General features: G+C 64.3%; 25 protein-coding genes. 17 read left to right on the top strand and 8 right to left on the bottom strand.

Annotated features, from left to right (window positions below; translation table 11 throughout):
• Positions 1–112 precede the first annotated feature (112 nt).
• The 16 genes from AC515T_RS13240 to AC515T_RS13165 all read left to right on the top strand — a co-directional run bounded on the left by AC515T_RS13240 (position 113) and on the right by AC515T_RS13165 (position 14,495).
• Positions 113–784, top strand: a complete 672-nt coding sequence (locus tag AC515T_RS13240; RefSeq protein WP_496532846.1) for a GntR family transcriptional regulator — start codon at positions 113–115, stop codon at positions 782–784.
• A gap of 112 nt (positions 785–896) precedes the next feature.
• Positions 897–1,829, top strand: coding sequence for a 4-hydroxyproline epimerase (locus AC515T_RS13235; protein WP_496532845.1), 933 nt, complete (start codon positions 897–899; stop codon positions 1,827–1,829).
• Entirely contained in the window at positions 1,826–2,941 is a 1,116-nt protein-coding gene (locus tag AC515T_RS13230) for an NAD(P)/FAD-dependent oxidoreductase (RefSeq protein ID WP_496532844.1), read from the top strand. The genes AC515T_RS13235 and AC515T_RS13230 overlap by 4 nt, the downstream gene beginning before the upstream one ends.
• A gap of 185 nt (positions 2,942–3,126) precedes the next feature.
• Entirely contained in the window at positions 3,127–3,363 is a 237-nt protein-coding gene (locus tag AC515T_RS13225) for a 2Fe-2S iron-sulfur cluster-binding protein (protein ID WP_496532843.1), read from the top strand.
• Entirely contained in the window at positions 3,360–4,616 is a 1,257-nt protein-coding gene (locus AC515T_RS13220) for an FAD-dependent oxidoreductase (protein WP_496532842.1), read from the top strand. Before AC515T_RS13225 ends, AC515T_RS13220 begins: the two co-directional genes overlap by 4 nt.
• Before the next feature lie 278 nt (positions 4,617–4,894).
• Positions 4,895–5,644: an AraC family transcriptional regulator gene (locus AC515T_RS13215; RefSeq protein WP_496532841.1), complete on the top strand. Its 750-nt coding sequence runs from the start codon at positions 4,895–4,897 to the stop codon at positions 5,642–5,644.
• Positions 5,645–5,878: 234 nt separating this feature from the next.
• Complete coding sequence (locus AC515T_RS13210; RefSeq protein ID WP_496532840.1) at positions 5,879–6,697, top strand: ABC transporter substrate-binding protein; 819 nt, start codon at positions 5,879–5,881, stop codon at positions 6,695–6,697.
• Between the two features lie 10 nt (positions 6,698–6,707).
• Positions 6,708–8,486 (top strand): cis-3-hydroxy-L-proline dehydratase, encoded by a 1,779-nt coding sequence (lhpI, locus tag AC515T_RS13205; protein ID WP_496532839.1) that lies wholly within the window; start codon positions 6,708–6,710, stop codon positions 8,484–8,486.
• A complete protein-coding gene (locus AC515T_RS13200; RefSeq protein ID WP_305470770.1) occupies positions 8,479–9,144 on the top strand; it encodes an amino acid ABC transporter permease in 666 nt (221 codons plus the stop codon). The genes lhpI and AC515T_RS13200 overlap by 8 nt, the downstream gene beginning before the upstream one ends.
• Before the next feature lie 12 nt (positions 9,145–9,156).
• The gene (locus tag AC515T_RS13195; protein ID WP_496532838.1) at positions 9,157–9,807 is read left to right on the top strand and encodes an amino acid ABC transporter permease; all 651 of its coding nucleotides are present in this window, start codon (positions 9,157–9,159) and stop codon (positions 9,805–9,807) included.
• On the top strand, positions 9,800–10,522 hold the full coding sequence (locus AC515T_RS13190; protein ID WP_122566449.1) for an amino acid ABC transporter ATP-binding protein: 723 nt from the start codon (positions 9,800–9,802) through the stop codon (positions 10,520–10,522). Before AC515T_RS13195 ends, AC515T_RS13190 begins: the two co-directional genes overlap by 8 nt.
• Before the next feature lie 115 nt (positions 10,523–10,637).
• The gene (locus AC515T_RS13185) at positions 10,638–11,663 is read left to right on the top strand and encodes a trans-3-hydroxy-L-proline dehydratase (RefSeq protein ID WP_496532837.1); all 1,026 of its coding nucleotides are present in this window, start codon (positions 10,638–10,640) and stop codon (positions 11,661–11,663) included.
• 204 nt (positions 11,664–11,867) lie between these two features.
• Positions 11,868–12,785, top strand: coding sequence for a dihydrodipicolinate synthase family protein (locus AC515T_RS13180; protein ID WP_253475494.1), 918 nt, complete (start codon positions 11,868–11,870; stop codon positions 12,783–12,785).
• A 275-nt stretch (positions 12,786–13,060) separates the two neighbouring features.
• Positions 13,061–13,615 (top strand): DinB family protein, encoded by a 555-nt coding sequence (locus AC515T_RS13175; protein ID WP_496532836.1) that lies wholly within the window; start codon positions 13,061–13,063, stop codon positions 13,613–13,615.
• A 26-nt stretch (positions 13,616–13,641) separates the two neighbouring features.
• Complete coding sequence (locus tag AC515T_RS13170; RefSeq protein WP_496532835.1) at positions 13,642–13,992, top strand: DUF6152 family protein; 351 nt, start codon at positions 13,642–13,644, stop codon at positions 13,990–13,992.
• A complete protein-coding gene (locus tag AC515T_RS13165) occupies positions 13,992–14,495 on the top strand; it encodes a DUF6644 family protein (protein WP_496532834.1) in 504 nt (167 codons plus the stop codon). The genes AC515T_RS13170 and AC515T_RS13165 overlap by 1 nt, the downstream gene beginning before the upstream one ends.
• A 58-nt stretch (positions 14,496–14,553) precedes the next feature.
• Here the strand turns inward: AC515T_RS13165 and AC515T_RS13160 are convergent, their stop codons facing one another.
• From AC515T_RS13160 to AC515T_RS13140, 5 genes are all read right to left on the bottom strand, one after another.
• Entirely contained in the window at positions 14,554–15,618 is a 1,065-nt protein-coding gene (locus AC515T_RS13160) for a 2,3-butanediol dehydrogenase (RefSeq protein WP_256573690.1), read from the bottom strand.
• Positions 15,619–15,702: 84 nt separating this feature from the next.
• Positions 15,703–16,815 carry an acetoin dehydrogenase dihydrolipoyllysine-residue acetyltransferase subunit gene (locus tag AC515T_RS13155; protein WP_496532833.1) on the bottom strand — a complete coding sequence of 371 codons (1,113 nt, stop codon included), beginning with the start codon at positions 16,813–16,815 and terminating at the stop codon, positions 15,703–15,705.
• Positions 16,815–17,831: an alpha-ketoacid dehydrogenase subunit beta gene (locus AC515T_RS13150; RefSeq protein ID WP_496532832.1), complete on the bottom strand. Its 1,017-nt coding sequence runs from the start codon at positions 17,829–17,831 to the stop codon at positions 16,815–16,817. The genes AC515T_RS13155 and AC515T_RS13150 overlap by 1 nt, the downstream gene beginning before the upstream one ends.
• 36 nt (positions 17,832–17,867) lie before the next feature.
• The gene (locus AC515T_RS13145) at positions 17,868–18,845 is read right to left on the bottom strand and encodes a thiamine pyrophosphate-dependent dehydrogenase E1 component subunit alpha (protein WP_496532831.1); all 978 of its coding nucleotides are present in this window, start codon (positions 18,843–18,845) and stop codon (positions 17,868–17,870) included.
• Positions 18,846–18,847: 2 nt separating this feature from the next.
• Positions 18,848–19,921 (bottom strand): ATP-NAD kinase family protein, encoded by a 1,074-nt coding sequence (locus tag AC515T_RS13140; RefSeq protein ID WP_496532830.1) that lies wholly within the window; start codon positions 19,919–19,921, stop codon positions 18,848–18,850.
• Positions 19,922–20,279: 358 nt separating this feature from the next.
• Between AC515T_RS13140 and AC515T_RS13135 the strand changes: the two genes are divergently transcribed.
• On the top strand, positions 20,280–22,145 hold the full coding sequence (locus AC515T_RS13135) for a sigma-54-dependent Fis family transcriptional regulator (RefSeq protein ID WP_496532829.1): 1,866 nt from the start codon (positions 20,280–20,282) through the stop codon (positions 22,143–22,145).
• 4 nt (positions 22,146–22,149) lie between these two features.
• Here the strand turns inward: AC515T_RS13135 and AC515T_RS13130 are convergent, their stop codons facing one another.
• The 3 genes from AC515T_RS13130 to AC515T_RS13120 all read right to left on the bottom strand — a co-directional run bounded on the left by AC515T_RS13130 (position 22,150) and on the right by AC515T_RS13120 (position 24,646).
• Positions 22,150–22,479, bottom strand: a complete 330-nt coding sequence (locus AC515T_RS13130) for a hypothetical protein (protein ID WP_053119980.1) — start codon at positions 22,477–22,479, stop codon at positions 22,150–22,152.
• 525 nt (positions 22,480–23,004) lie between these two features.
• On the bottom strand, positions 23,005–24,213 hold the full coding sequence (locus tag AC515T_RS13125; protein ID WP_496532828.1) for a cytochrome c biogenesis protein DipZ: 1,209 nt from the start codon (positions 24,211–24,213) through the stop codon (positions 23,005–23,007).
• A gap of 169 nt (positions 24,214–24,382) precedes the next feature.
• Positions 24,383–24,646 carry a DUF2790 domain-containing protein gene (locus AC515T_RS13120; RefSeq protein WP_496532827.1) on the bottom strand — a complete coding sequence of 88 codons (264 nt, stop codon included), beginning with the start codon at positions 24,644–24,646 and terminating at the stop codon, positions 24,383–24,385.
• Positions 24,647–24,840 lie beyond the last annotated feature (194 nt).

Raw genomic sequence — 24,840 nt, 5'->3', positions numbered from 1 at the left:
CACAGAGTCGACTTTATCCCCGGTGCAAACAGGGCTGGCTAAACCCCACTGGGACACTACACCCGACAAAGTCGTATACCATATCCCCACCTAAGCCGAACGACCCGCCGCCGTGACTTTATCCAAGTTCAACCTGCCTGACCTGGGCAACACCCCTTCCACCTCGGAAATCATCACCCGCCACCTGCGCGATGCCATCGTGGCCGGGCATTTCGCCGAGGACGAGCCGATTCGCCAGGATGACATCGCCCGCCAGTTCAACGTCAGCAAGATCCCCGTGCGCGAGGCCCTCAAGCGCCTGGAGGCCGAGGGCCTGGTGATGTTCCAGCGCAATCGCGGGGCGATGGTGACGCGCATTTCCGAGGCGGAGCTGGCGCAGATGTTCGAGGTGCGGATGCTCCTGGAAGACAAAGTGCTGCGCCTGGCGATTCCCAACATGACCGAAGACACCTTCGCCCGCGCCGAAAGCATCTGCCGGGAGTTCGTCGGTGAAGACGACGTCGGGCGTTGGGCCGAATTGAACTGGCAACTGCATGCGTGCCTCTACGAACCGGCGCAACGGCCGTTCATGGTGAGTCTGATCCGCTCGGTCCACGACAAGCTGGAGCGTTACTTGCGCATGCAGATAAGCCTTTCGGCCGGTAAGGACCGCGCCGATCACGAGCACCGGGAAATCATCAAGGCTTGCCGCGCCGGCGATGTCGAGCGGGCCGTGGCGCTGCTGGACGAACATATCGCCGGGGTCTGCGAGACCTTGTTCAAGTTCCTGCCATCCAGCCATTGATGGGCTGGCACTGTGCCGATTTCGTCATCGGCGACAGATAAAACCATCAAGCCGTCCCCCCTGGGCGCGGGCCACGCTTGCCGTCACTCATCTGAACGGACGTGGCCCTCCCATGAAACGCATCACCGTGATCGATTCCCATACCGGCGGCGAGCCGACCCGACTGGTCACCGACGGCTTTCCTGACCTGGGCCAGGGCAGCATGACCGAGCGCAAGCAACGCCTGGCCACGGAGCATGACGCGTGGCGCACCGCCTGCGTGCTGGAACCCCGGGGCAGCGATGTGCTGGTGGGGGCGCTGCTCTGTGAGCCGGTGGACCCAAGCGCCTGTGCCGGCGTGATCTTTTTCAATAACAGTGGCTACCTGGGCATGTGCGGCCACGGCACCATCGGCCTGGTGGCATCACTGGCCCACCTGGGCCGGATCGGCCCCGGCGTGCACAGCATCGAAACCCCGGTGGGCACGGTACAGGCCACCTTGCACGAAGACCGCTCGGTCAGCGTGCGCAACGTACCGGCCTACCGTTACCGCCAGGCACTGGCCCTGGAGGTGCCGGGCATCGGCCAGGTAGTCGGCGATGTGGCCTGGGGCGGCAACTGGTTTTTCCTGATCGCCGAACATGGCCAGCGCGTGGCCGGCGATAACCTCGACGCGTTGACCGCCTACACCTACGCCGTGCAGCAAGCCTTGGAGCAGCAGGGTTTTCGCGGTGAGGACGGCGGCCTGATCGACCACATCGAACTGTTTGCCGATGACCCGCACGCCGACAGCCGCAACTTCGTGCTCTGCCCGGGCAAGGCCTATGACCGCTCCCCTTGCGGCACCGGCACCAGCGCCAAACTGGCGTGCCTGGCGGCCGATGGGAAACTCCAACCCGGGCAGATCTGGCGTCAGGCCAGTGTGATTGGCAGCGAATTCGAAGGTTCCTATGAACGCTCGGGTGAACGCATCGTGCCGACCATTCGCGGCCGCGCCTACATCAGTGCCGAAACCACCCTGATCATCGAAGCGGATGATCCGTTCGCCTGGGGCATACGTCCGTGAGCGAGGGCCATGTCGCCGACGTGATCGTCATCGGCGCGGGCATCATTGGCGCGGCCTGTGCCCGGGCATTGGCCCAGCGCAATCTGAATGTGTTGGTGCTGGACGCCGGTTGGCACGGCGCCACGGCGGCCGGCATGGGCCATCTGCTGGTGCTGGATGACAACCCGGCGGAATTGGCCCTCAGTCAATACTCCCTGCAACGCTGGCGCGAACTGGCCCCGGCCCTGCCCGAGGCCTGCGCCTGGCGCAACAACGGCACCTTGTGGCTGGCGGCCAATGCCGAAGAAATGGCCGTGGCCCACACTAAGTACCTGAACCTGCTGGCCCATGGCGAAGCCTGTGAACTGGTCGGCCAAGCCGCTCTGCGTCAGCGTGAACCCGAACTGCGCCCAGGGCTGGAAGGCGGATTGCTGATCAAGGGCGACGGCATCCTCTACGCCCCGGCAGCCGCCCGTTGGATGCTGGACGCGCCTGACATTCGCCAGCAACGGGCACAGGTCAGCGAAATCGACGGCGCTCGCGTACGCCTCGATGACGGGCGCTGGTTGAGCGCCGAGGCGGTGGTCCTCGCCAATGGCATCCAGGCCACCGAGTTATGCCCGGAATTGCCGATCGAGCCGAAGAAGGGCCACCTGCTGATCACCGACCGCTACCCCGCCACCGTCACCCACACCCTGGTAGAGCTGGGCTACGTCACCAGCGCCCATAACGCCAGCGGGCCGTCGGTGGCGTGCAATATCCAGCCACGCCCGACCGGGCAATTGTTCATCGGCGCCTCGCGGCAGTTCGGCACCGTCGACCCGCAGGTGGAAGGCTGGATGCTGGCGAAGATGCTCAAGCGAGCCGTCGACTACATGCCGGGGTTGGCGTATCTGAACGGCATCAGGGCCTGGACCGGTTTTCGCGCGGCGAGTCCTGACGGCTTGCCCCTGGTGGGCCAACATCCGCAGCGCAAGGGGCTGTGGCTGGCGGTCGGTCACGAAGGGCTTGGCGTTACCACGGCGCCTGCGACGGCCGATTTACTGGTTGCGCAGTTGTTCGACGAAACCTCGCCACTGCCCGAGCAACCTTACCTGCCGCAGCGTTTCCTGGGGGAACCCGCCCATGCCTGAAGCCCGACACACATCCCCTGTTTGCTCCGGGGACAGGGTTAACCCCGTGGCGAGGAAGCTTGCTCCCGCTGGGGCGCGAAGCGGCCCTGTTTTGGGTCTGCTGCGCAGCCCAGCGGGAGCAAGCTCCCTCGCCACAGGTTCTGGGGGCGCTCAAGACATCCGCTTCGCCAAGGAGGATTGGCCCCATGCCTGAATTATTCCTGGACGGCCGCCCACTCTCGGTTGCCAACGGCACCAGCGTCGCGGCGGCATTGGCGTTGGGCGCGGACGGTTGCAGTCGCACCTCGGTCAGCGGTCAGCGGCGGGCGCCCTTGTGTGGCATGGGCGTCTGCCAGGAATGCCGGGTGCTAATCGATGGCCGTCGCCGCCTGGCCTGTCAGACCTTGTGCCTCGATGGCATGCAGGTGCAGACCCGACCATGAACGAATCCACCGACCTGCTGATCATCGGCGCCGGCCCCGCCGGCATGGCCGCCGCCCTCGCGGCGGCCAGCAGCGGCGCGCGCATTGTGCTGCTGGACGACAACCCGTTGCCCGGCGGGCAGATCTGGCGCGACGGCCCCCAGGCCAACCTGCCCGGCACCGCCCGACGCCTGCGCGAACAACTGCACACCTGCGCCAACGTACGCTGTCATGCCGGTACTCGCGTGATCGCCTGCGCGGCGGATAACACCTTGCTGGTGGAAGATGCCGAGCGCGGTTGGCAGATCCGCTACGAGCGCTTGATCCTCTGCACCGGTGCCCGTGAGCTGCTGCTGCCGTTTCCCGGCTGGACACTGCCCGGCGTGACCGGCGCCGGCGGGTTGCAGGCGCTGATCAAGGGTGGCTTGCCGGTGCGCGGCGAACGGTTGGTCATCGCCGGCAGCGGCCCCTTGCTGCTGGCCAGCGCCGCCACGGCAACCCATCAGGGCGCACAGGTGCTGCGTATCGCCGAGCAGGCCCGTCGCGCCGCCGTGGCCGGTTTCGTCGCTCAACTGCCACGCTGGCCGGGGAAGTTTTTCCAAGCGTTCAGTCTGTTCGACCGGCATTACCGCACCGACACCCATGTGGTGGAGGCGCTCGGGCGGGAGCGGCTGGAGGGTGTGCGCCTGCAACAGCAAGGCAAGACCATTGAACTGGCCTGCGACCGGCTCGCCTGCGGCTTCGGGCTGATTCCCAATACCCAGTTGGGCCAGGCCCTGGGCTGCGCGGTTGAAGACCAGGCGCTGGCGGTTGACGCCTGGCAAGCGACCTCGCGCCGAGAACATTACGCCGCCGGTGAGTGCACCGGTTTCGGCGGCAGCGAACTGGCGCTGGTGGAAGGTGCCATCGCCGGGCATGCCGCCGTCGGCAATAACGCCGCCGCCCAACAGCTATGGCCGCGACGCGCACGTTGGCAGGGTTTCGCCCGGGCATTGAACAGGGCCTTCGCCCTCGACCCACGGCTCAAGACCCTGGCCACGGCGGACACCCTGGTCTGCCGCTGCGAGGACGTGCCGTATGGCGAACTGGCCGGCCATGACAACTGGCGCGAAGCGAAACTCGCTAGCCGCTGCGGCATGGGCGCTTGCCAGGGCCGAGTGTGCGGCGCCGCCCTGGAACACCTGTTCGGCTGGACACCGCCCACCCCTCGCCCACCCTTCAGCCCGGCGCGGATCGAGACCTTGCTGAACCTGGCGGAAACGCCACCCACCTGAGCCCGACACACATCCCCACTCTGATCTACATTCGCCACAAATCCCCTGTGGGAGCGAGCTTGCTCGCGATAGCGGTGGATCAGCTTGCATCGATGTCGAATGAACTGACGCCATCGCGAGCAGGCTCGCTCCCACACAGGTTCCTGCGGTGCCTGCAAAGTTGAAGCTCACCGCAAATCCCTGTGAGAGCGAGCCTGCTCGCGAAGGCGGCGTGACAGGCACTACATTTTCGACTGACACTCCGTCATCGCCTCCACAAAAAAAAGACGACGCCGGCCATGTACCCCTCGCTCACTTCACTAGCCCCTTGCGACCTCGACACCCTGCTGCGCAGCCTGCAGCCCATCGCCCCGCTGCTGGACACCCTCGCGGATGTGGTGTTTTTCCTCAAGGACAAGCAAGCCCGCTACGCCTTCGTCAACCAGACTCTGGCCCGGCGCTGCGGTTTCAAACACAGTGGCGACCTGCTCGGTCTCACCGCCGAACAAGTGTTCCCCGAGCGCTTCGGCCCGCTGTACACCGAACAGGATCGCCGGGTGTTGGCCAGCGGGCGGGAGTTGGCCGACCAGCTCGAACTGCATTTGTATTACGGCAACCAACCGGTGTGGTGCCTGACCCACAAGCTCGCCCTGCATGACTCAAACGGTCAGATCGTCGGCCTGGCCGGCATTTCCCGTGACCTGCAACTGCCGCAATCGAGCCACCCGGCGTTTCACAAACTGGCGGCGGTGGACGCCCATATCAAGCAGCACTTCGCCCGCCCCATCAGCCTTGCCGAGCTGACCGCCATCGCCGAGTTGTCGGTGGCGCAGCTGGAACGGCACTGCAAACGCATCTTCCAACTCACACCACGGCAGATGATTCACAAGGCAAGACTGGAGGAAGCTTCACGGCTGTTACTCGACAAAGACCTGCCGATCACCGAGATCGCCCTGCGCTGCGGTTACACCGATCACAGCGCGTTCAGTCGCCAGTTCCGCGCCCTGACCAGCCTGTCCCCCAGCCAATATCGCGAGAATCAGCGCTGATCCTTGTTCCCTGATGGGGCGTCGCATCCCGTGGCTGCTCCCATCTGTAACACCCCAGGCCAACGTAGCACCCTGTCCTTATGGATCACGCCCCGCCGGGAACGCCTCTAGGTCAGTCCTCCCGCACAATTACTGCGCCTCAACCCGAAACAGGCATGCGGATTGCTTATTTAATATCGTATACGAAATCCTCAATACGATATCTCACCGCATTTATTCGACAGCGAGGCATTTATGAAAAACCCTGCATTGGCCGTAGCCCTCAGCGTTGTCCTCACCCCGCTTTTCATCGCCCCCGCCCACGCCGACAAGCTCGACGACATCATCGGCTCCGGCAAACTGCGCTGCGCCGTGACCCTGGACTTCCCGCCCATGGGCTTTCGTGATGAAAAAAACAACCCGGCGGGCTTCGACGTGGACTATTGCCACGACTTGGCGAAGGTTCTCGGCGTCGACGCGGAAGTGGTGGAAACCCCGTTCTCCGACCGAATCCCCGCGCTGTTGTCCGGCCGCGCCGACGTCATCGTCGCCTCCACCTCCGACACCTTGGAGCGGGCCAAGACCGTCGGCCTGACCGTGCCCTACTTCGCCTTCCAGATGGTGGTGCTGACCCGCGACAACACTGGCATCAACAGCTACGCCGACCTCAAGGGCAAGGCCTTGGGTAACACCAGTAGCACCTACGAAGCCATCGCCTTGGAGAAGGACCAGAAGAGCTGGGGCAGCGGCAGCTTCCGCGCCTACCAGTCGCAGAACGACACCCTGCTGGCCGTCGCCCAGGGGCACATCGATGCCACAGTGGTGACCAACACCGTGGCCGCCGCGACCATCAAGTCGGGCAAGTACAAGGGCCTGAAGATCGCCGGTGACGCGCCCTACGTCATCGACTACGTGTCCCTCGGCGCCAAGCGCAGCGAGTACGGCCTGCTCAACTACCTCAACCTGTTCGTCAACCAGCAGGTGCGCACGGGGCGCTACAAGGAGCTGTTCGTCAAATGGGTCGGCACCGACATCCCGCCGGCCAACCTGACCGTTCCCCAGGTCTATTACTGAGGATCGGCGCATGCCAAGCACGCCAGTCCGTTTGAAAGGCCGCAGCCTGGTGGAGGGTGCCGCCCAGGGCGCCCTGCTGTTCGCCGAGGTGGGGCTGAGCTTCTGGGGCGGGGTCGATCCAGCCAGCGGCGAGGTCATCGACCGCCACCATCCCTTGAGTGGGGAGCGCCTGGCCGAGCGCGTATTGGCGATTCCCAGTGGACGCGGTTCCTGCACCGGCAGCAGCGTCTTGATGGAGCTGATCAGCAACGGCCACGCCCCCGCAGCCCTGGTGCTGGCCGAAGCCGATGAAATCCTGACCCTGGGCGTGCTGGTGGCCCAGGTGATTTTCCAGCGTTCGCTGCCGGTGTTGTGCGTGGGACACGAGGCCTTCAATGGGCTGCGCGGCCAGGGTTTCGTGCGCCTGGAAGGCGATCTTCTGACATTGTCTGGCCGGCCCCCCAACGACGGTTGGCAAGGTTCGGACGCGGCGTTGCAGCCGCCCACCGCCTCGACCCTGGCGCTGACTGAACAAGACCGGGCATTGCTCGACGGCAGCCATGGCAAGGCCGCCCAAGTGGCGATGCAGATCGTGCTGCGCATGGCCGAGATCCAGGGCGCCACGCAGTTGCTGGACGTGACCCAGGCCCACATCGACGGCTGCATCTACACCGGCCCGGCCAGCCTGCGCTTTGCCGAGCAACTGGTGCAGTGGGGCGCGCAGGTGCGCATCCCCACCACCCTCAATGCCATCTCCGTGGACCAGCGGCGCTGGCGCGAGCTGGGCGTCGAACCGGCCCTGGGAGAGCCGGCCAGTGCCTTGGGCGACGCCTACATGGCGATGGGTGCCCAACTGAGCTTCACCTGCGCGCCCTACCTGCTGGACAGCGCGCCAAAGGCCGGCGAGCAAATCGTCTGGGCCGAATCCAACGCGGTGGTCTATGCCAACAGTGTGCTGGGCGCTCGCACGCAGAAGTACCCGGACTTCCTCGACATCTGCATCGCCCTGTGCGGGCGGGCCCCCTTGTCCGGCTGCCATCTCGACGACCCGCGCAAGGCCCAATTGATCGTCGATGTGCCGGCGCTGGGCAAGGTCGATGACAGTTTCTATCCGCTGCTGGGCTACCACATCGGCAGCCTGGCGGGCCGGCGCGTTCCGCTGATACGCGGCCTGGAACACGCCGCACCGAGCCTGGACGACCTCAAGGCCTTCGGCGCCGCGTTCGCCACCACCAGCGCCGCGCCGCTGTTCCACATCGCCGGGGTGACACCGGAAGCCCTCGACCCGGCCGAGGTCCTGGAGCGCGACGTCGCGTTGCCGCAGGAAAGCGTCGATGCCGCAGGGCTGCTTGCCAGTTGGCGTGAGCTCAACAGCGCCCGGGACAATTGGGTGGACGTGGTCTCCCTGGGCAATCCGCATTTCTCCCTCAGCGAATTCGCCGCCCTCGCGACCTTGTGCGCGGGGCGGATCAAGCATCCCTACGTGGTGCTGGCAATCACCTGCGGCCGGGCGGTGCTGGAGCAGGCCCGCAAAGCCGGGTATCTGACCGCCATCGAGGCCTTCGGTGCGGTGCTGGTGACCGACACTTGTTGGTGCATGTTGGGTGAGCCGGTGATCCCGCCCCAGGCGACCACGCTGATGACCAACTCCGGTAAATACGCCCACTACGCGCCCGGCCTGGTCGGTCGCGGGGTGCACTTTGCCGCCCTCGCCGATTGCGTCGACGCCGCCTGCACCGCCGCGACCCGCGGCCAGCCGCCGACCTGGCTGCAACCCTCCGCCGGCACCGGGAGCCCGACCCATGTTTGACTACAGCTTCCAATGGCGCCCGGCCTTGCGCGCCCTGCCCGACATGCTTGCCGGGGCCTGGGTGACCTTCGAGACCGCCGCGCTGTCGATGATCTTCGGCGTGCTGATCGCCCTGGTGCTGACGGTGATGCGCCAGGCCCCGAATCGCGTGCTGCGGGGCGTGGGCAATGGCTGGGTGTCCATCGCCCGCAACACACCTTCGCTGTTCCAGATCTACATCCTCTACTTCGGCCTCGGCTCCCTCGGGCTGCACGTCAGTTCCTGGCTGGCCTTGCTGGCCGGGATCACTTTCAACAATGCCGGCTACCTGGCGGAAAACTTTCGCGGCGGCCTCAAGGCCGTGCCCGGTACGCAAATGCGCGCCGCCCGCTCCCTGGGGATGAGTGCCTTCCAGGCCTACCGGATGATCATCGTCCCGCAACTGTTGCGCATCGTCTTCTACCCGTTGACCAACCAGATGGTCTGGGCGGTGCTGATGACGTCCCTGGGGGTGGTGGTCGGCCTGAACAACGACCTCACCGGTGTCACCCAGGAATACAACGTCAAGACCTTCCGCACCTTCGAATATTTCGCCCTCGCGGCGGTGCTGTATTACCTGATCGCCAAGCTGATCGTCGGGCTGGCCCGGCTGTTGTCCTGGCGCTTGTTTCGTTATTGAGGGGGGTGGGACATGTTTTCTACAAGCCTCAGCGTCAACGACCTGCTGTATTTGCTCGAAGGGGCCTGGGTCACACTGCAACTGACCGCGTGGTCGATCCAGCTGGGCACCCTCGCCGGCTTGCTGTTCGGCCTGTTGCGGGCGTTGTTGCCACGGGCCAGCCTGCCATTGGCCTGGTTGCTGGACGTGTTTCGCAGCGTGCCGCTGCTGATCCAGTTCGTGCTGTTCAATTCCCTCAAGAGCATCGCCGGCCTGAACCTCAGCGCCTTTGCCGTCGGTTGCATCGTCCTCGGGGTCTACGCCGCCGCGTACTTCACCGAGATCGTCCGCGGTGGCGTGCTGGCGGTGCCGTTGAGCACCCGCCGGGCCAGCCGGTCGCTGGGCCTGAGCTATGGGCAGGACCTGCGCTTCATCGTCCTGCCGATTGCTACGCGGGTGGCCTTTCCCGGCTGGCTGAACCTGGTGCTGGGCGTGATGAAGGACACCGCGCTGGTGATGTGGATCGGCATCGTCGAATTGCTGCGGGCGTCGCAAACCATCGTCACGCGCATTCAGGAACCCCTGCTGGTGCTATGCATCGCGGGCCTCATTTACTACGTCATGAGCCTGGTGGTCGCCCGCCTCGGCGCACGCCTGGAAAGAAGGTGGCAGGAAAATGATTGAGATCGAAAACGTGCACAAATCCTTCGGTGACCTGGAAGTGGTCAAGGGTGTGAGCCTGACGGTGGACAAGGGCGAAGTGGTGTCGATCATCGGCGGTTCCGGCTCTGGCAAGTCGACCCTGCTGATGTGCATCAACGGCCTGGAACCGATCCAGAAAGGCAGCATCCGCGTGGACGGTATCGAGGTCCATGACCGCGCCACCGACCTCAATCGCCTGCGGCAGAAGATCGGCATCGTGTTCCAGCAATGGAACGCCTTCCCGCACCTGACCGTACTGGAAAACGTCATGCTCGCGCCACGCAAGGTGTTGGGCAAGAGCCGTCAGGACGCCGAGGCGCTGGCGGTGAAGCAGCTTGAGCACGTGGGTCTGGGGGACAAGCTCAAGGCCTTCCCCGGCAAGCTTTCCGGCGGCCAGCAGCAACGCATGGCGATCGCCCGGGCGCTGGCGATGTCGCCGGACTACATGCTCTTCGACGAAGCCACCTCGGCCCTCGACCCGCAACTGGTGGGCGAAGTGCTGGACACCATGCGCATGCTCGCCGAAGACGGCATGACCATGGTGCTGGTGACCCACGAGATCCGCTTCGCCCGGGACGTCTCCGACCGCGTGGCGTTTTTCTGCAATGGCCGGGTCCATGAGATCGGCCCGCCGGACCAGGTGATTGGCCATCCGGTGCAGCCGGAGACGGCGGCTTTTCTCAAGTCGGTGAAATAGCGATGGCCCCATCGCGAGCAAGCTCGCTCCCACAGGTTCTGTGGCGCTCACAAAACAGTGTGGGAGCGAGCTTGCTCGCGATGAGGCCCAACCAGACAACACAAGGATTTGACCCATGCGCTCATCGAAAATCATCCATGTAGTGAGCTGCCACGCCGAAGGCGAAGTCGGCGATGTGATCGTCGGCGGTGTCGCCCCACCACCCGGCGCCACGGTGTGGGAGCAATCACGCTGGATCGCCCAGGACCAGACCCTGCGCAACTTCGTCCTCAACGAACCCCGTGGCGGGGTGTTCCGCCACGTCAACCTGCTGGTGCCGGCCAAGGATCCGCGGGCGCAAATGGCCTGGATCATCATGGAACCGGCCGACACCCCGCCGATGTCCGGCTCCAACTCGCTGTGCGTCGCCACCGTGTTGCTGGACAGCGGCATCCTGCCGATGACCGAACCCCAGACCCGCTTGGTGCTGGAAGCGCCGGGCGGCCTGATCGAAGCGGTGGCCGACTGCCGCGACGGCAAGGTGCAACGGGTCGAGATCAAGAACGTGCCCTCCTTCGCCGACCGTCTCGATGCGTGGATCGAAGTCGAGGGCCTGGGCTCGTTGCAGGTGGACACGGCGTACGGCGGCGACAGTGTGATTGTCGACGCCCAGCGCCTGGGCTTCGCCATCCGCCCCGACGAGGCCGCCGAGCTGGTGGCCGTGGGCTTGAAAATCACCCGGGCCGCCAATGAACAACTGGGCTTCGTGCACCCGTTGAACCCCGACTGGTCGCATATCTCGTTCTGCCAGATCGCCGCGCCCATCGTCCAGGAGAACGGCATCGCCACTGGCGCCAACGCCGTGGTGATCCAGCCAGGCAAGATCGACCGCTCCCCCACCGGCACCGGCTGCTCGGCACGCATGGCGGTGTTGCACGCCAAGGGGCTGATGCAAGTGGGCGAGCGATTTATCGGCCGCTCGATCATCGGCTCCGAATTCCACTGCCGCATCGACTCACTGACCGACGTGGCCGGACGCCCGGCGATTTACCCGTGCATCGCCGGGCGGGCATGGATCACCGGCACACATCAGCTGTTGCTCGACCCGGCCGATCCGTGGCCGCAGGGCTATCGGCTTTCGGATACCTGGCCGGGGGCATGACGTTCAGATTCACCCTAAAACCCTTGTGGCGAGGGAGCTTGCTCCCGCTGGGCTGCGAAGCAGTCCTGAAATCTGACCACTCGGTGTGTCAGTCAGATTCTGGGGGCCGCTTCGCGCCCCAGCGGGAGCAAGCTCCCTCGCCACAAAAGCACTGAGTTTTTCACACATTCATACACGTATACGAAATACCAAAGGAGACAACCCATGAGCAAACGCATCAACTGGAGCGGCGTGTTCCCTGCCGTCACCACCCAATTCAACGACGACTTTTCCATCAACCTGGAAAAAACCCACCAGGTGATTTCCAACGTCATCCGCGATGGCGTTTCCGGCCTGGTGGTCTGCGGGTCGGTGGGGGAAAACACGTCCCTGAGCGCCGAGGAAAAAATCGCCGTGACCGAAGTGGCGGTGGACGCCTCCCGTGGCCGCGTGCCGGTGATCTGCGGCGTGGCCGAGTTCACCAGCGTGCAGGCCGCCAAGGTCGCCAACGCGGTGCGCAAGGTCGGTGTCGACGGGGTCATGCTGATGCCGGCGCTGGTCTACGGCTCCAAGCCCTTCGAAACCGCCGAGCATTTCCGCTACGTGGCCCGCCACGCCGATGTGCCGTTGATGGTCTACAACAACCCGCCGATCTACAAGAATGACGTGACGCCGGACATCCTGATTTCCCTGGCCGATTGCGACAACGTGGTGTGTTTCAAGGACTCCTCCGGCGACACCCGGCGCTTCATCGACGTGCGTAATGAAGTCGGCGATCGCTTTGTGCTGTTCGCAGGCCTCGATGACGTGGTGCTGGAAAGCCTTGCCGTGGGCGCCGAAGGTTGGGTCTCGGGCATGTCCAACGTGTTCCCGAAGGAAGGCGAAACCATTTTCCGCCTGGCCCGCGCCGGCCGGTTCGCCGAAGCGATGCCGATCTACGAATGGTTGATGCCGATCCTGCACCTGGACGCCCGCGCCGACCTGGTGCAATGCATCAAGCTGTGCGAAGCCATCGCCGGCCGCGGCAGCGCCCTCACCCGCCCACCGCGCCTGGCCCTGCCGGAAGCGGACCGGGTGTATGTGGAGCAGATCATGGCCAAGGCCATGGCCAATCGGCCGGTGTTGCCGGATGTGGGGCTTTAAGAACCGACCCGGCACGCCAGGTAGGTAAAGAAACCCATGTGGGAGCGGGCTTGCTCGCGAAAGCGGTCTGTCTGATATGACTATGCTGCATGTGCCGCCGTCTTCGCGAGCAAGCCCGCTCCCACAGGATTGATGGTGAATACCGAATCGTGAACACACGCAATGAAACTGTGGGAGCGAGCTTGCTCGCGATAGCGGTCTGTCTGAATCGACTATGCTGGATAGGCCGCCATCATCGCGAGCAGGCTCGCTCCCACAAGGATTCAAGGTGTCCCATGAATTATTTCCTGGCTCAGGCCCTGAACAATCAATGGGCCAACCACAGGCTGCTCGGCGCCTGCGCGCAGTTGAGCGAGGCCGACTACGCCGCGCCGCGCACGGGATTCTTCCCGTCCATCCAAGCCACGCTTTGCCACATCCTGGAAGTGGACCGCTATTACCTCACCGCCCTGGAAGGCGACCGGGACGGCCAGATAAAAGACTTTTCCGAGACCCTGGCCTTTGCCCAACTGATGCACAACCAGACCCGAACCGACCAGCGGCTGGTGGCGTTCTGCGAAGCCCTGCGGGAAGACGACCTCGCCCGCTCCGTCGACCTGGTGCGTGCCGACGGTGTGGTGCGCGAACGAATCGACCGGCTGCTGTTGCACCTGCTCGAACATCAGATCCATCATCGTGGACAGGTCCACGCCATGCTCAGCGCCACCCACGTCGAGCCACCCCAACTCGATGAGTTTTTTCTCGATTGCGACCGTCGGTTCCGCGAAGACGAGGAACAGTTGCTTCAACTCGATGAACGGCGGGTCTGGCGCGAATACCTGCCCGGTTGAACCGACCACTCAAAGGAGACCTTGCCATGAACGTTATCCTTCGTTGCATCGGTTTGGCGTTGATGCTGATCACCACGGCAGCACTCGCTCACCACGGCTGGAGCGAATACGACGCCAGCAACCCCTTGGAACTCGACGGCACCATCAAGGAAGCCGGGTATTCCCATCCTCACGGCTACGTGCGCCTGCAGACCACCGACAAAACCTGGACCGTCGTGCTGGCCCCGCCGTCACGCATGGAAAATCGGGGGCTGACCAAAGACATGCTCAAAGCGGGTAACCGCGCCACCGTGGTCGGCTATGCGAACCGCAACAAACCCGATGAATTACGCGCCGAACGCATCACCATCGACGACAAGACCACCGAGTTGCGCTGATGCAGGGTTCCCAGGCAGGCTCAGCCCAAAGCTGGATGGACCGGTTGGCCGACTCGTCCCTGGGGTTGGCGATGCGCAGCGAGCTGTGGCTCTATCCGCTGGTGGAAGTGGTGCACATCATCGGCTTTTCGGTATTGGTGGGCGCAGTGGTGATGTTCGACCTGCGCGTCCTGGGGCTGTCCAAGGGCATCGCCGTGACCGCGCTGGCCCGCCACCTGCTGCCCTGGGCCGTTGCGACCCTGCTGTTGATCGTGCCTGCCGGATTGATGATGTTCAGTGCGCATCCCCATGACTTTGCCGGCAACAATGTCTTCATTCTCAAGCTTTGCCTGATCGCGGCGGCGGGCCTCAACGCCCTGCTGTTCCACGTTGGAACCTACCGTTCGGTCGAGCAATGGAACACCGGCCACAAGGCACCCGGCCTGGCCAGACTTCAAGCGCTGGTGTCCATGGCGCTCTGGATCTCGGTCATTCTCTGCGGTCGATTGCTGGCCTATACCTGAACCTGAAAAAAGGCGATGGCCGCTGCCGGCCATCGCCAAATCGCCCACCCGGGCGCTCTCAGATCCGTGCAGGGGACACGATGATCTTCACGTTGTGCTCCTTGTTGTTTACCAACTCCTCGAAGCCCTGCCCGACGATCTCCTCCAACTGGATACGCCCGGTCACCAGCGGCGAGATGTCCAGGCGTCCGTCGGCGATGAAGGCAATCACATCGGCGAACTCACCGTTGTAGGCCAGCGCGCCAAGCACTTGCTTCTCGGTGGAGACCAGTTCAAAGAAGTTGAACTCGCTCGGCTCCTCGAAAATGCCCACCAACACGCATTTGCCCGCCTTGCGGATCAGGTCGATGGCGAACTTGGCGGTGTGCTTGTTGCCAATGCATTCGAAACTGACGTCGGCCCCCAGGCCAGCGGTCAGGCGACGGACTTCGGCCAGGGCGTCGCACTCGTTCGGATCGATCACATGGCTGGCCCCGACTTCCAGGGCCTTGGCCTTGCGCGCGCCGGACATTTCCAGGGCGATCACCTGGGCCGCGCCGGCGGCCTTGGCGCACATGATGGTGCACAGGCCGATCGTACCGGCACCAACCACCACCACGTTCTGGCCCAGCAGGCTGCCGGCCTTTTTCACCGCGTGCATGCCCACCGCCAACGGCTCGATCAACGCACCGGCCTCGGTCGGAAAATCGGCGGGCAGTTTGTAGAGCAGGTTCGCCGGCACGTTGACCAGCTCCGCGAACGCACCGTTGTTCATCAGCCCGGTGAAGGCCAGGTTCTCGCAGATGTTGTAGAGCCCATGGGTGCAGTAATAACAAGTGCCGCAGTGCTGGCAGGCGTCCGCCGCCACGGGCTCGCCGACACTGAAACCTTCGACGCCGGCGCCCAGTTCGACGATCTCACCGCAGAACTCATGGCCGAGGATGCACTGGCCCTTGATCCCGGTCAGCGGGTGTGGCGCGTCCACCGGGATAAACACCGGCCCGGCCACGTATTCATGCAGGTCAGAGCCACAGATGCCGCACCATTGCACACGGATCTGCACCCAACCGGCAGGCGGCGAAACCGGCAGTGGCACGTCCTCGACGCGGATGTCGTTGCGGCCATGCCAGACGGCGGCGCGCATGCTGCGGGTCGGCTTGATTGAAACGTTCATAGCGTTGCCTCCAGAATTTTATAGGGGCGACGAATCACCTCGCCGCCCGCTTGATCAGTGCTGCCCGATGAACCCAAGGATCAGCCAGTTGACCTGCTCGGCCGCTTCCATCTGCACCATGTGGCCCTGGCCAGGCAGCACTTCGACCTGGGCACTCAGCCCGTCGCTGTGGGCCGCCGGGATGATTGCGTCGTCGCTGCCCCAGATCACCAGCGTCGGTACGTGGCCAGCCTGCACGACCTCGCGCAGGTCCACCTGCTGGTGACCGTCCTTGAACAGCGTCGCGGACAATTGCCGCAGGGCGGCGTCCACGCCTTCCAGGCGCTTGTACTTGAGCATGTCGTCGAGCATCTGGCGGTTGACCAGCTCGGCATTGGAGAACAGTTGCACCAGTGGCGGCTTGAGGGCGTTGCGGTTGGCCGCTTCGACGAAACCTTGCAGGTAGCTGCCGTTGATCTCCGCCCCCAACCCGGCGCTGCCAATCAAGGTCAGCGACCGTACCCGCTGGGGCATCAGGCGCGCGGCATTCAGCGACACCGCCCCGCCCATGGAATGCCCCACCAGGTGCACAGCGTTGATGTCCAGATGGTCGAGCAAGGCCAGCACCACGCCGCTCAGTTCGTCCAGGTCGCCGCGTTGCAGGGTTTTCGACGATTCGCCATGGCCTGGCAGGTCCAGGGCAATCACCCGCCGTCCGACGGCCAGCGCTTCATGGTTGAACAGCCAGTTGTTCAGGTCGCCGCCGAAACCGTGCACCAGCACCAGCGGCGTGCCGCCCTCGCCGCGCTCGAAATAGCGGATCACCCGGCCGTCCAGCACGACTTTCTGCGGTTTCGGGCCGCTGTCTTCATCGGCCGCGTCACCGGGCACAAAGTTGGATTGGAACTGCTCGATGACCGCGTCGATCTCGGCCTCGCTGGCCTCGCCTTCGACGACGATGCCAAGCAACGCGCCGACCGCCAGGGTTTCGTCCTGGCGGGCAACTTGCCGGCGCAGGATCCCGGAGAACGGCGCCTCGACGCTGCTGGAGATCTTGTCCGTCTCCACGTCCATCACTTCCTCGCCCTTGGTAATGGCCTGGCCCTCCTCCTTGAGCCAGGCATCGACCCGGCCCTCGGTCATCGACAGGCCCCACTTGGGCATGGTCAAGGTATGAATCTGGCTCATCAGCGCTTGCTCCACTCGATCACGTTGAGCACGGCTTGCTCGATTTTCGCCGCGTCAGGGATGTACAGGTCTTCCAAGGCATCGGAGAACGGCACCGGGGTGTGCGGCGCGGTGACCATTTCGATCGGGGCCTTGAGTGCGCCAAAGGCTTTTTGCGCCACCAGCGCGGAAATATCGGTGGCCATGGAACAGCGCGGGTTGGCCTCGTCGATCACCACCAGGCGCCCGGTCTTCTCGACACTTTCCAGGATGCTGTCCTCGTCCAGCGGGCTGGTGGTGCGCAGGTCGATCACTTCGCAGTCAATGCCGCGCCCCGCCAGGTTGCGCGCTGCGTCCATGGCGGTGTTGACCAGCCGCCCGTAGGACACCAGGGTCACGTCCTTGCCGTCGCGCAGGAAGTTGGCCTCGCCGAACGGTACGGTGTAGAGCTCTTCCGGCACGTCGCCCTGCAGGCTGTAGAGCAACTTGTGCTCGCAGAAGATCACCGGGTCGTTGTCGCGGATCGCTTGGATCAGCAGGCCCTTGGCGTCGTAAGGCGATGACGGGCACACCACTTTCAGCCCCGGAATGTGCGTCCACAAGGACGTGAGCATCTGCGAATGCTGGGCGGCGGCGCGCAGGCCGGCGCCGACCATGGTGCGGATCACCAGGGGCGTGGAGGCCTTGCCGCCGAACATGTAGCGAAACTTCGCCGCCTGGTTGAGGATCTGGTCCAGGCAGCAGCCGGCGAAGTCGACGAACATCAGTTCGCACACCGGACGCACGCCGCAGGTGGCGGCCCCGACCGCCGCACCGACGTAACCGATTTCCGACAGCGGCGTGTCCAGCACGCGCCCGGGGAACTGGTCGTAAAGGCCCTTGGTGACGCCGAGCACGCCACCCCAGGCATCGTTTTCACCAGGCGCGCCGGCGCCGCCGGCCACGTCCTCACCCATGATGAAGACGCTGGCGTCGCGGCGCATTTCCTGGGCCAGGGCTTCGTTGATTGCCTGCTGATAGCTGATTTTTCTCGCCATGATGGGATTCTCTATTTTTGTTATTCAGGGGGGCGTTCAGGGATAGCTGACGTAGACGTCGGTCAGCAGGTCCGCCGCGGAGGGCTTGGGATCGGACTTGGCCTTGTACACGGCGTTTTCGATCAGCGTGTCCACTTCCTTGTCGATCTGGTCCAACTGCTCGACGGTGAGCAAGCCGGCCCGAGTGGTGCGCTCGCGGAACTGCATCAGGCAGTCCTGGTTTTCGCGGAAATGCTTGACCTCGTCCGGCGCCCGATAGGTCTGGGCGTCGCCCTCGAAGTGGCCGTAGTAGCGGGTCAGCTTGACCTCGATCAGCGATGGCCCTTCCCCGGCACGGGCGCGTTCGACGGCGGCCCCGGCGGCTTCGTGCACGGCAAAGAAGTCGAAACCATCCACCGTCACCCCAGGCATGCCGAAGCCGGCCGCGCGGTCGGCGATGTGATCGCAGGCCACTGACCAATTGGAGGCGGTGGCCTCGGCGTAACCATTGTTTTCCGCGACGAACAGGCACGGCAGGTTCCACACCGAGGCCATGTTCATGGCTTCGAACACCGCGCCCTCGTTGGAGCCGCCGTCGCCGAAAAACACCACGGCCACGCTGTCGGTGCCCTTGAGCCGGGCCGCCAGGGCAGCGCCGACCACCAGCGGCGCGCCGGCACCGACGATGCCATTGGCGCCGAGCATGCCTTTCTCGAAATCGGCGATGTGCATCGAGCCGCCCTTGCCCTGGCAAACGCCGGTTTTCTTGCCATAGATCTCGGCCATCATCCCGTAGACGTCCACGCCCTTGGCGATGCAATGGCCGTGGCCACGGTGGTTGGACGCGATGCAATCGTCATCGCCCAGGTGGGCCATGACGCCGGCGGCCGAGGCTTCTTCGCCGGCATACAGGTGGACGAAGCCGGGAATCTCGCCGGTGGCGAACTCCACGTGCAGGCGCTCTTCGAAGGCGCGGATGGTGCGCATCACCTGGTAGGCGTGCAGCAGTTGATCGTGGGTGAGCGGTGTCGACATTTTTATTCTCCTGGGGTGTCTTCTTGAAGATTCAGAGGGTGTTGCGGGTGTTCGCGGCCGATGGCCAGCAAACGCTGTTGCGCGGCGTAGGCCAGCACCGCGTTGACGTCGATGCTCAGCGGACCACCGGCATCGAGGGTGACCGTGGGCCGGTCATGGACGTTGAATTCGATTTCCCGCTCGCCGTCCAAGGCCAAGGTGCCGCTGGAGAGCGACAGGCCGTGGGCGACGCCGGGTTCCAAAGGGCCGGCGGCGAGCACGCCGCAGCCCTGCAACAGGCCGGGCGCGAGCGGCACCAGCAGCGCTTCGGGGGATTGCGGGTCCAGGCGCATCCAGGCCCCACCCGGTGCCTGGCGTGACACCGGAAACCACAAGCCGCACAGCGCCGACAGGCCGATGGATTGCGGTTCGGCGAAGGTCACAAAGACTTCGGCCAGGTCCTGGGCGCGACTGATGGCCCGGGCGCCGACAAACCGCAGCGGCGACACGGCGACGTCCACCAGGGCGACTTCGCGCAGGCCACGTCCGGCATCGCAGACCAGCAAGCGTTTGTTGCGGCGCAAACCGATCTGCGCCGGGATCCGGCCACTGGCGTATAACCCACCGGCCAGCCCGGCACTGGTGGCCTCGCGCAGTTCGGGAAAGGCGTTGTTGGTGCCAGTGGACAAGGTCAGCAATGGGATGTCCCCCACTTCGGCGGCCACCGCCTTGTGGGTGCCGTCGCCGCCGAGCACGGCGATCAGCGCCACCTCGCGCTCGGCCATCAGGCGCGCGGCCCGGCGGGTGTCTTCGACGGTCTGGCGCAGGGTCAAGTCGAGGAACTCCAGGGCCGGCCAGTGGCTGCTGCGGGCCTGGCGGCTGTGGCTGTTCTTCAGCACGGCGGCGGCCATGCCGATCATGTCGGTGGGCATCAACACCTGCTCGATGCCGGTGGCGCCAAACGCGGCCAGCAGGCGCTGGATCACCGAGACCTTGTCAGTGCTGGAAAACAGCCCGGCATTGGCGGTCAGGCGCCGCACGTCACGGCCCGATGCGGGGTTGGCGATGATGCCCACGGTCAGTGGCCGGCAGCTCATGGCGCCACCGAGGAAGGAACAGGCGAACGGCCTGGGCAGGAGGACCCTCGACAGGAAAACATAGACACCTCGTTGTTATTATTGGATGACCCGTCGAAGCGGGCTCCAGAGGTAGAGCAAGGGCGGTGCCAGCTACGGAAAACATCCTGGAGATGGCCGGGCCAGAGCGGTCCAGGCGTGATCTCCGATGAGGCGAAGCGAGCCCCGGTGAGACGCGCCATGTCAGCCTGCACGAGGTGGCGGCGAGACGCTGAGACGTGGCGTCTCACCCCTGCCCGAATAATCCGTCGAGCTTGTCTGCACCCAGCGAACGGCGCTTAATGTGCGCACAACGACAAGAAGCTGAATCGGAGGCCCTATGCTTTCCGCTCACTCCCGGGCGCACGTGGATTGCGTCAGCCGCGTGGTGAAAAACGCGAACCAATTGCCACAACTGCCCGTCCCGGACCTGATCCTCGACTCCTGGCGCCGCTCCCTGGAGCAACATCACCTGGACCCTGGTTCGCTGCAGGGCCCGCGCATCCTGTCCCAGGACGTGCTCAAGCAATGTCGCGAGCGCTCCGAGCTGTTTCTCAATATCGCCAGCGAAGAAGTGGCCCGCCTCCATGGCCGGGTCCGCGACGCCGACTACTGCGTGCTGCTCACCGATGCCCAGGGCCAGACCATCGACTACCGGGTGGAAACCACGATTCGTAATGACTGTCGCAAGGCCGGGTTGTACCTGGGCACCTGTTGGTCGGAGGGCGAAGAAGGCACCTGTGGCGTGGCGGCGGTGCTCACGGCCAGGGCCCCGGTGACGGTGCACAAGCACGACCATTTTCGCGCGGCGTTCATTGGCCTGACCTGCTCCGCCGCCCCGGTGTTCGACCCCCAGGGTGAACTGCTCGGGGTGCTGGATGTTTCGGCGGTGCGCTCGCCGGACGATCGACGCTCGCAGCACCTGATTCGGCAAATGGTGGTGCAGAGCGCCCGGGAGATCGAACAGGCATTTTTCATGGGCAGCGCCCAGGGCTACTGGGTGCTGCGGGCCCATCGCAACGCCGGCTACGTCGACAGCCAGCCGGACTTCCTGTTCGCCTGGGACGACGACGGTTGCCTGCAAGCCCTGAACCCGGCCGCCCGCCAATACCTGTTGCAACATTACGGGCAGTTGCCGCAACACATCGGCCAGGTCTTCGACCCGCAACGGCTGCACCGTGCCCGGGACGAAAGCCTCTGCCCGCTCGATCACGCGTTGCATGGCCGCTTGAGCGCGCCTCGCCAGCGGACCAGTCCGCGTCCGCGGGTGGCGATGACGCCTGCCGAGATCGATCCGCGCCTGGCCGACAGCCTGCGCCTGGCGGTACGGGTCAAGGATCGCAACCTGCCAGTGCTGATCCAGGGCGAAACCGGTTCCGGCAAGGAAGTGTTCGCCCGGCAGTTGCACCAGGCCAGCCAGCGCCGTGATCGCCCTTTCGTGGCGTTGAACTGCGCCGCCATCCCCGAAAGCCTGATCGAGAGCGAACTGTTCGGCTACGTCGCCGGCGCCTTCACCGGTGCCTCGGCCAAAGGCATGCAGGGCCTATTGCAACAAGCCGATGGCGGCACCTTGTTCCTGGATGAAATCGGCGACATGCCACTGGCCTTGCAGACCCGCCTGTTGCGGGTACTGGCCGAGGGTGAAGTGGCGCCGCTGGGGGCATCGCGCCGCAAGGCCGTGGACATTCAGGTGATCTGTGCCACCCACCGCGACCTGGAGACCCTGGTGGCCGCCGGCGAGTTTCGTGAGGATTTGTATTTCCGCCTTGGCGGCGCGCGTTTCCAGCTCCCCCCATTGCGCGAACGCAGCGACCGGCTGGCGTTGATCAATCGGATTCTTGCCGAGGAGTCGGCGTTGTGTGGGGGGACGGTGCAACTGAGCGGCGCGGCACTGGAATGCCTGCTCGGTTATCACTGGCCGGGCAATATCCGCCAGTTGCGCCATGTGCTGCGCTATGCCTGCGCGGTGTGCGAAGCCAGTGTGGTTCAGCTCAGCCACTTGCCCGAGTCATTGCACCGCGCGGACGCCGCCGATCATGGACCGGAGCCGAGCGCCAGCCCGGAACGCCAGGCGTTGCTCGATGCCCTGGTGCGCCACCGCTGGAAACCCACCGCCGCTGCCCGGGCCCTGGGCATTTCCCGGGCGACCCTGTATCGGCGGGTGCACCAGCACGGTATCGAGATGCCAGGCCGCAGCCCCGCCTGAGGGCCTACCGGCGCGCCAACTCATGACGGACGCATTGCTCGTAGTAGGTCTGCTTGACCGCAGCCGGTTTGAGACGCGACGCGCTGTTGTAGGTCTGTTCGGTAATGCCCAGGGCCGTCATGCGCATCCAGGGCCGGGGAAACTTGCGCACTTGCAGCTTCTTGCGCGCGCCGTACAGGCTGACGCCAGACAGCTTCGACGCCTGCGCGCCCGCCGCAATGTCCGAACCCCAGCGGCACACCGACTGCTGATTCTGTGTCAGCGCCCTGGCCTGGGCCTCAAGCGAGACGGCGGCCAGGAGAAACGTCGCTACGACCCACATAGAAATACGCATAGGTTTGTCGCCCAACTTTCTGAAAGGAAAGAAGTTTGACCGTATAAAAATGAGCAAGGGGCCAGCATTTGAACAGGCCCCCTGTCTACCTGAAACGCCGAGTTGGCATTGCGTTCCTGGGGCCGCTTCGCAGCCCAGCGGGAGCAAGCTCCCTCGCCACGGGTAATGGCGTGCCTTCACCCACTGCGCTATCTGCCCAAGCGACATGCCAGCCTATAAATAGATAGAGGTTATTGTATTAACTAATTGAAAATAAACGAATTTAACTTGAATTCTGCTTCCTACCCCAGTGACCACAGGAGCTGGCCTTCACCCGCTGCGATATCTGCCCCAGGAACATGCAAAAACCTAGAAAAAGGTAGAGAACAAACCACTAAGCACATGAAATAAAACAAATTTATAGAAAACCGCCGATCCCTGTGGCGAGGGAGCTTGCTCCCGCTGGGCTGCGAAGCAGCCCCCAAGAAAGCACTGACAACTCGATATGTCAGATAAACAGCGGACAACCTCCCTCGCCACAGTTCATTAGCCTGCCTTCGCCTCCTGCAGCAGTTGCTGGATCACCTGCTCCTGCTCACCATAACGTCCTTCGCCAAAATGGCTGTAGCGCACCTGCCCCTTGGCATCGATGAAGTAATGGGCTGGCCAATACTGGTTGTTGAAGGCGCGCCAGATCGCATACTGATTATCGATTGCCACCGGGTAGTGGATGTCCAGCTTGCGCACCTGCTCACGCACGTTGTCGATGATCTTCTCGTAGCCGTATTCCGGGGTGTGGACACCGATCACCACCAGCCCGTCCTTTTCATACTTCTTCGCCCAACCGTTCACATAGGGCAAGGTGTGCTGGCAGTTGATGCAGTCGTAGGTCCAGAAGTCCACCAACACGACCTTGCCCCGCAGGGACTCGCTGTTCAGCGCAGGCGAGTTCAGCCATTGCACCGCACCGTCCAGCGAAGGCATGGTGCCCTGGGATTCGAGGGTCGGCATGGAACTTGCGCCGGCCTTGCTCACCACATAGTCGATGGCCTTGGGCACGTTCTCCAGCAGGCTTTTTTCCAAGGTGGCCGATTGTTGAGACGACGTCGCCGCCAACAACTGATCATCTGTCCCGGTGCCAATCGCCACGGCCGCCAGCAATACCGCCACCCCCGTTCCCCGGCGCAGCCAGTTGGTAATCGGCAACGAGAGTTTCAGACGTCCGACCAGTCCACGCCCGGCCAGGATCAACGTGCCCAGGGACAAGGCACTGCCCAGGCCGTAGGCGAGCAACAGCAGGCTGGTTTGTGCGCTGGCGCCTTGCAGCATCGCGCCGGTCAGGATCACCCCAAGTATCGGTCCGGCGCATGGTGCCCAGAGCAGCCCGGTGGCGACCCCGATCAGCACCGAGGCCACAGGTCCGGCCATCCGCCCGGCCCCGGCGTCCAGGCGATTGCCCAGGCTGACCAGCGGCCGCGCCAGCCAGATGCCGACCCGGCTGAAAATCAGCGACAGCGCGAACACCACCATCACCACCAAGGCGACTTGCCGGCCGACGCTGCTGGCGCGCACCACCCATTCGCTGCTGACCACCGCCAGGCTGGAGACCAGGGCGAACGTCAACACCATGCCGCCGAGGGTCAGCAGCACCGAGCCACGGGAGCGATCGGCCCGGGCGAACAGAAACGGCACCACCGGAAGAATACAGGGGCTGAGGATCGTCAGGATCCCGCCGAGAAAAGCGATCAGAAGCATGGCAATACCTCAACATAATAAGGCCGACGCAAACCCCGTGGCGAGGGAGCTTGCTCCCGCTGGGCTGCGAAGCGGCCCCGAAAAAGACCTGACAACGCGGTGCGTCAGACCGATACAGGGGGCCGCTTCGCGCCCCAGCGGGAGCAAGCGCCCTCGCCACAAAAGCAGGTCAGTTCTGGTTGCTGCAGTTATCGGACAACTTGCGATAGTCCAGCGCCTGCTTGTGGCCTGCCGAATCCAGGTAAGTCATGTGGGCGTTGACCACGCCGCAGGTCGGCTCGGCGTCTTCGGTCAGGGAGAGCACCTTCTGGATGTCCAGGTGGCTGCCGTAGGTATAGCTGTGCGCCTGCACGTTGCTTTCGGCCCGGGCCGACAGGGTGCAGATGTTCAGCGCGGCAAAAAGGCAGGCGGCGTAGAGGGCTTTGGTGTTCATGGCGATTCCTCGATTCAATGGGGGTTTGTCTGCCGAGGCCCGTTGTGTTGCCTCGATGGATGCCATTGAATGCCCCGCAGGTATCGCGTCTGTATCGAGCCAGGTGGCTTTTTGCATCGCTGTGTATCCGTCGCGCGCCAGATACACTGCAATACAAACCGCCGCGAGCCGGGCCGGCCGGCGCCTGTAGACTG

This window comes from Pseudomonas sp. FSO-7 (assembly GCF_059579345.1).
Note: the sequence above shows the minus strand (reverse complement) of the source record. Positions and strands in the feature narration are given on the sequence as shown.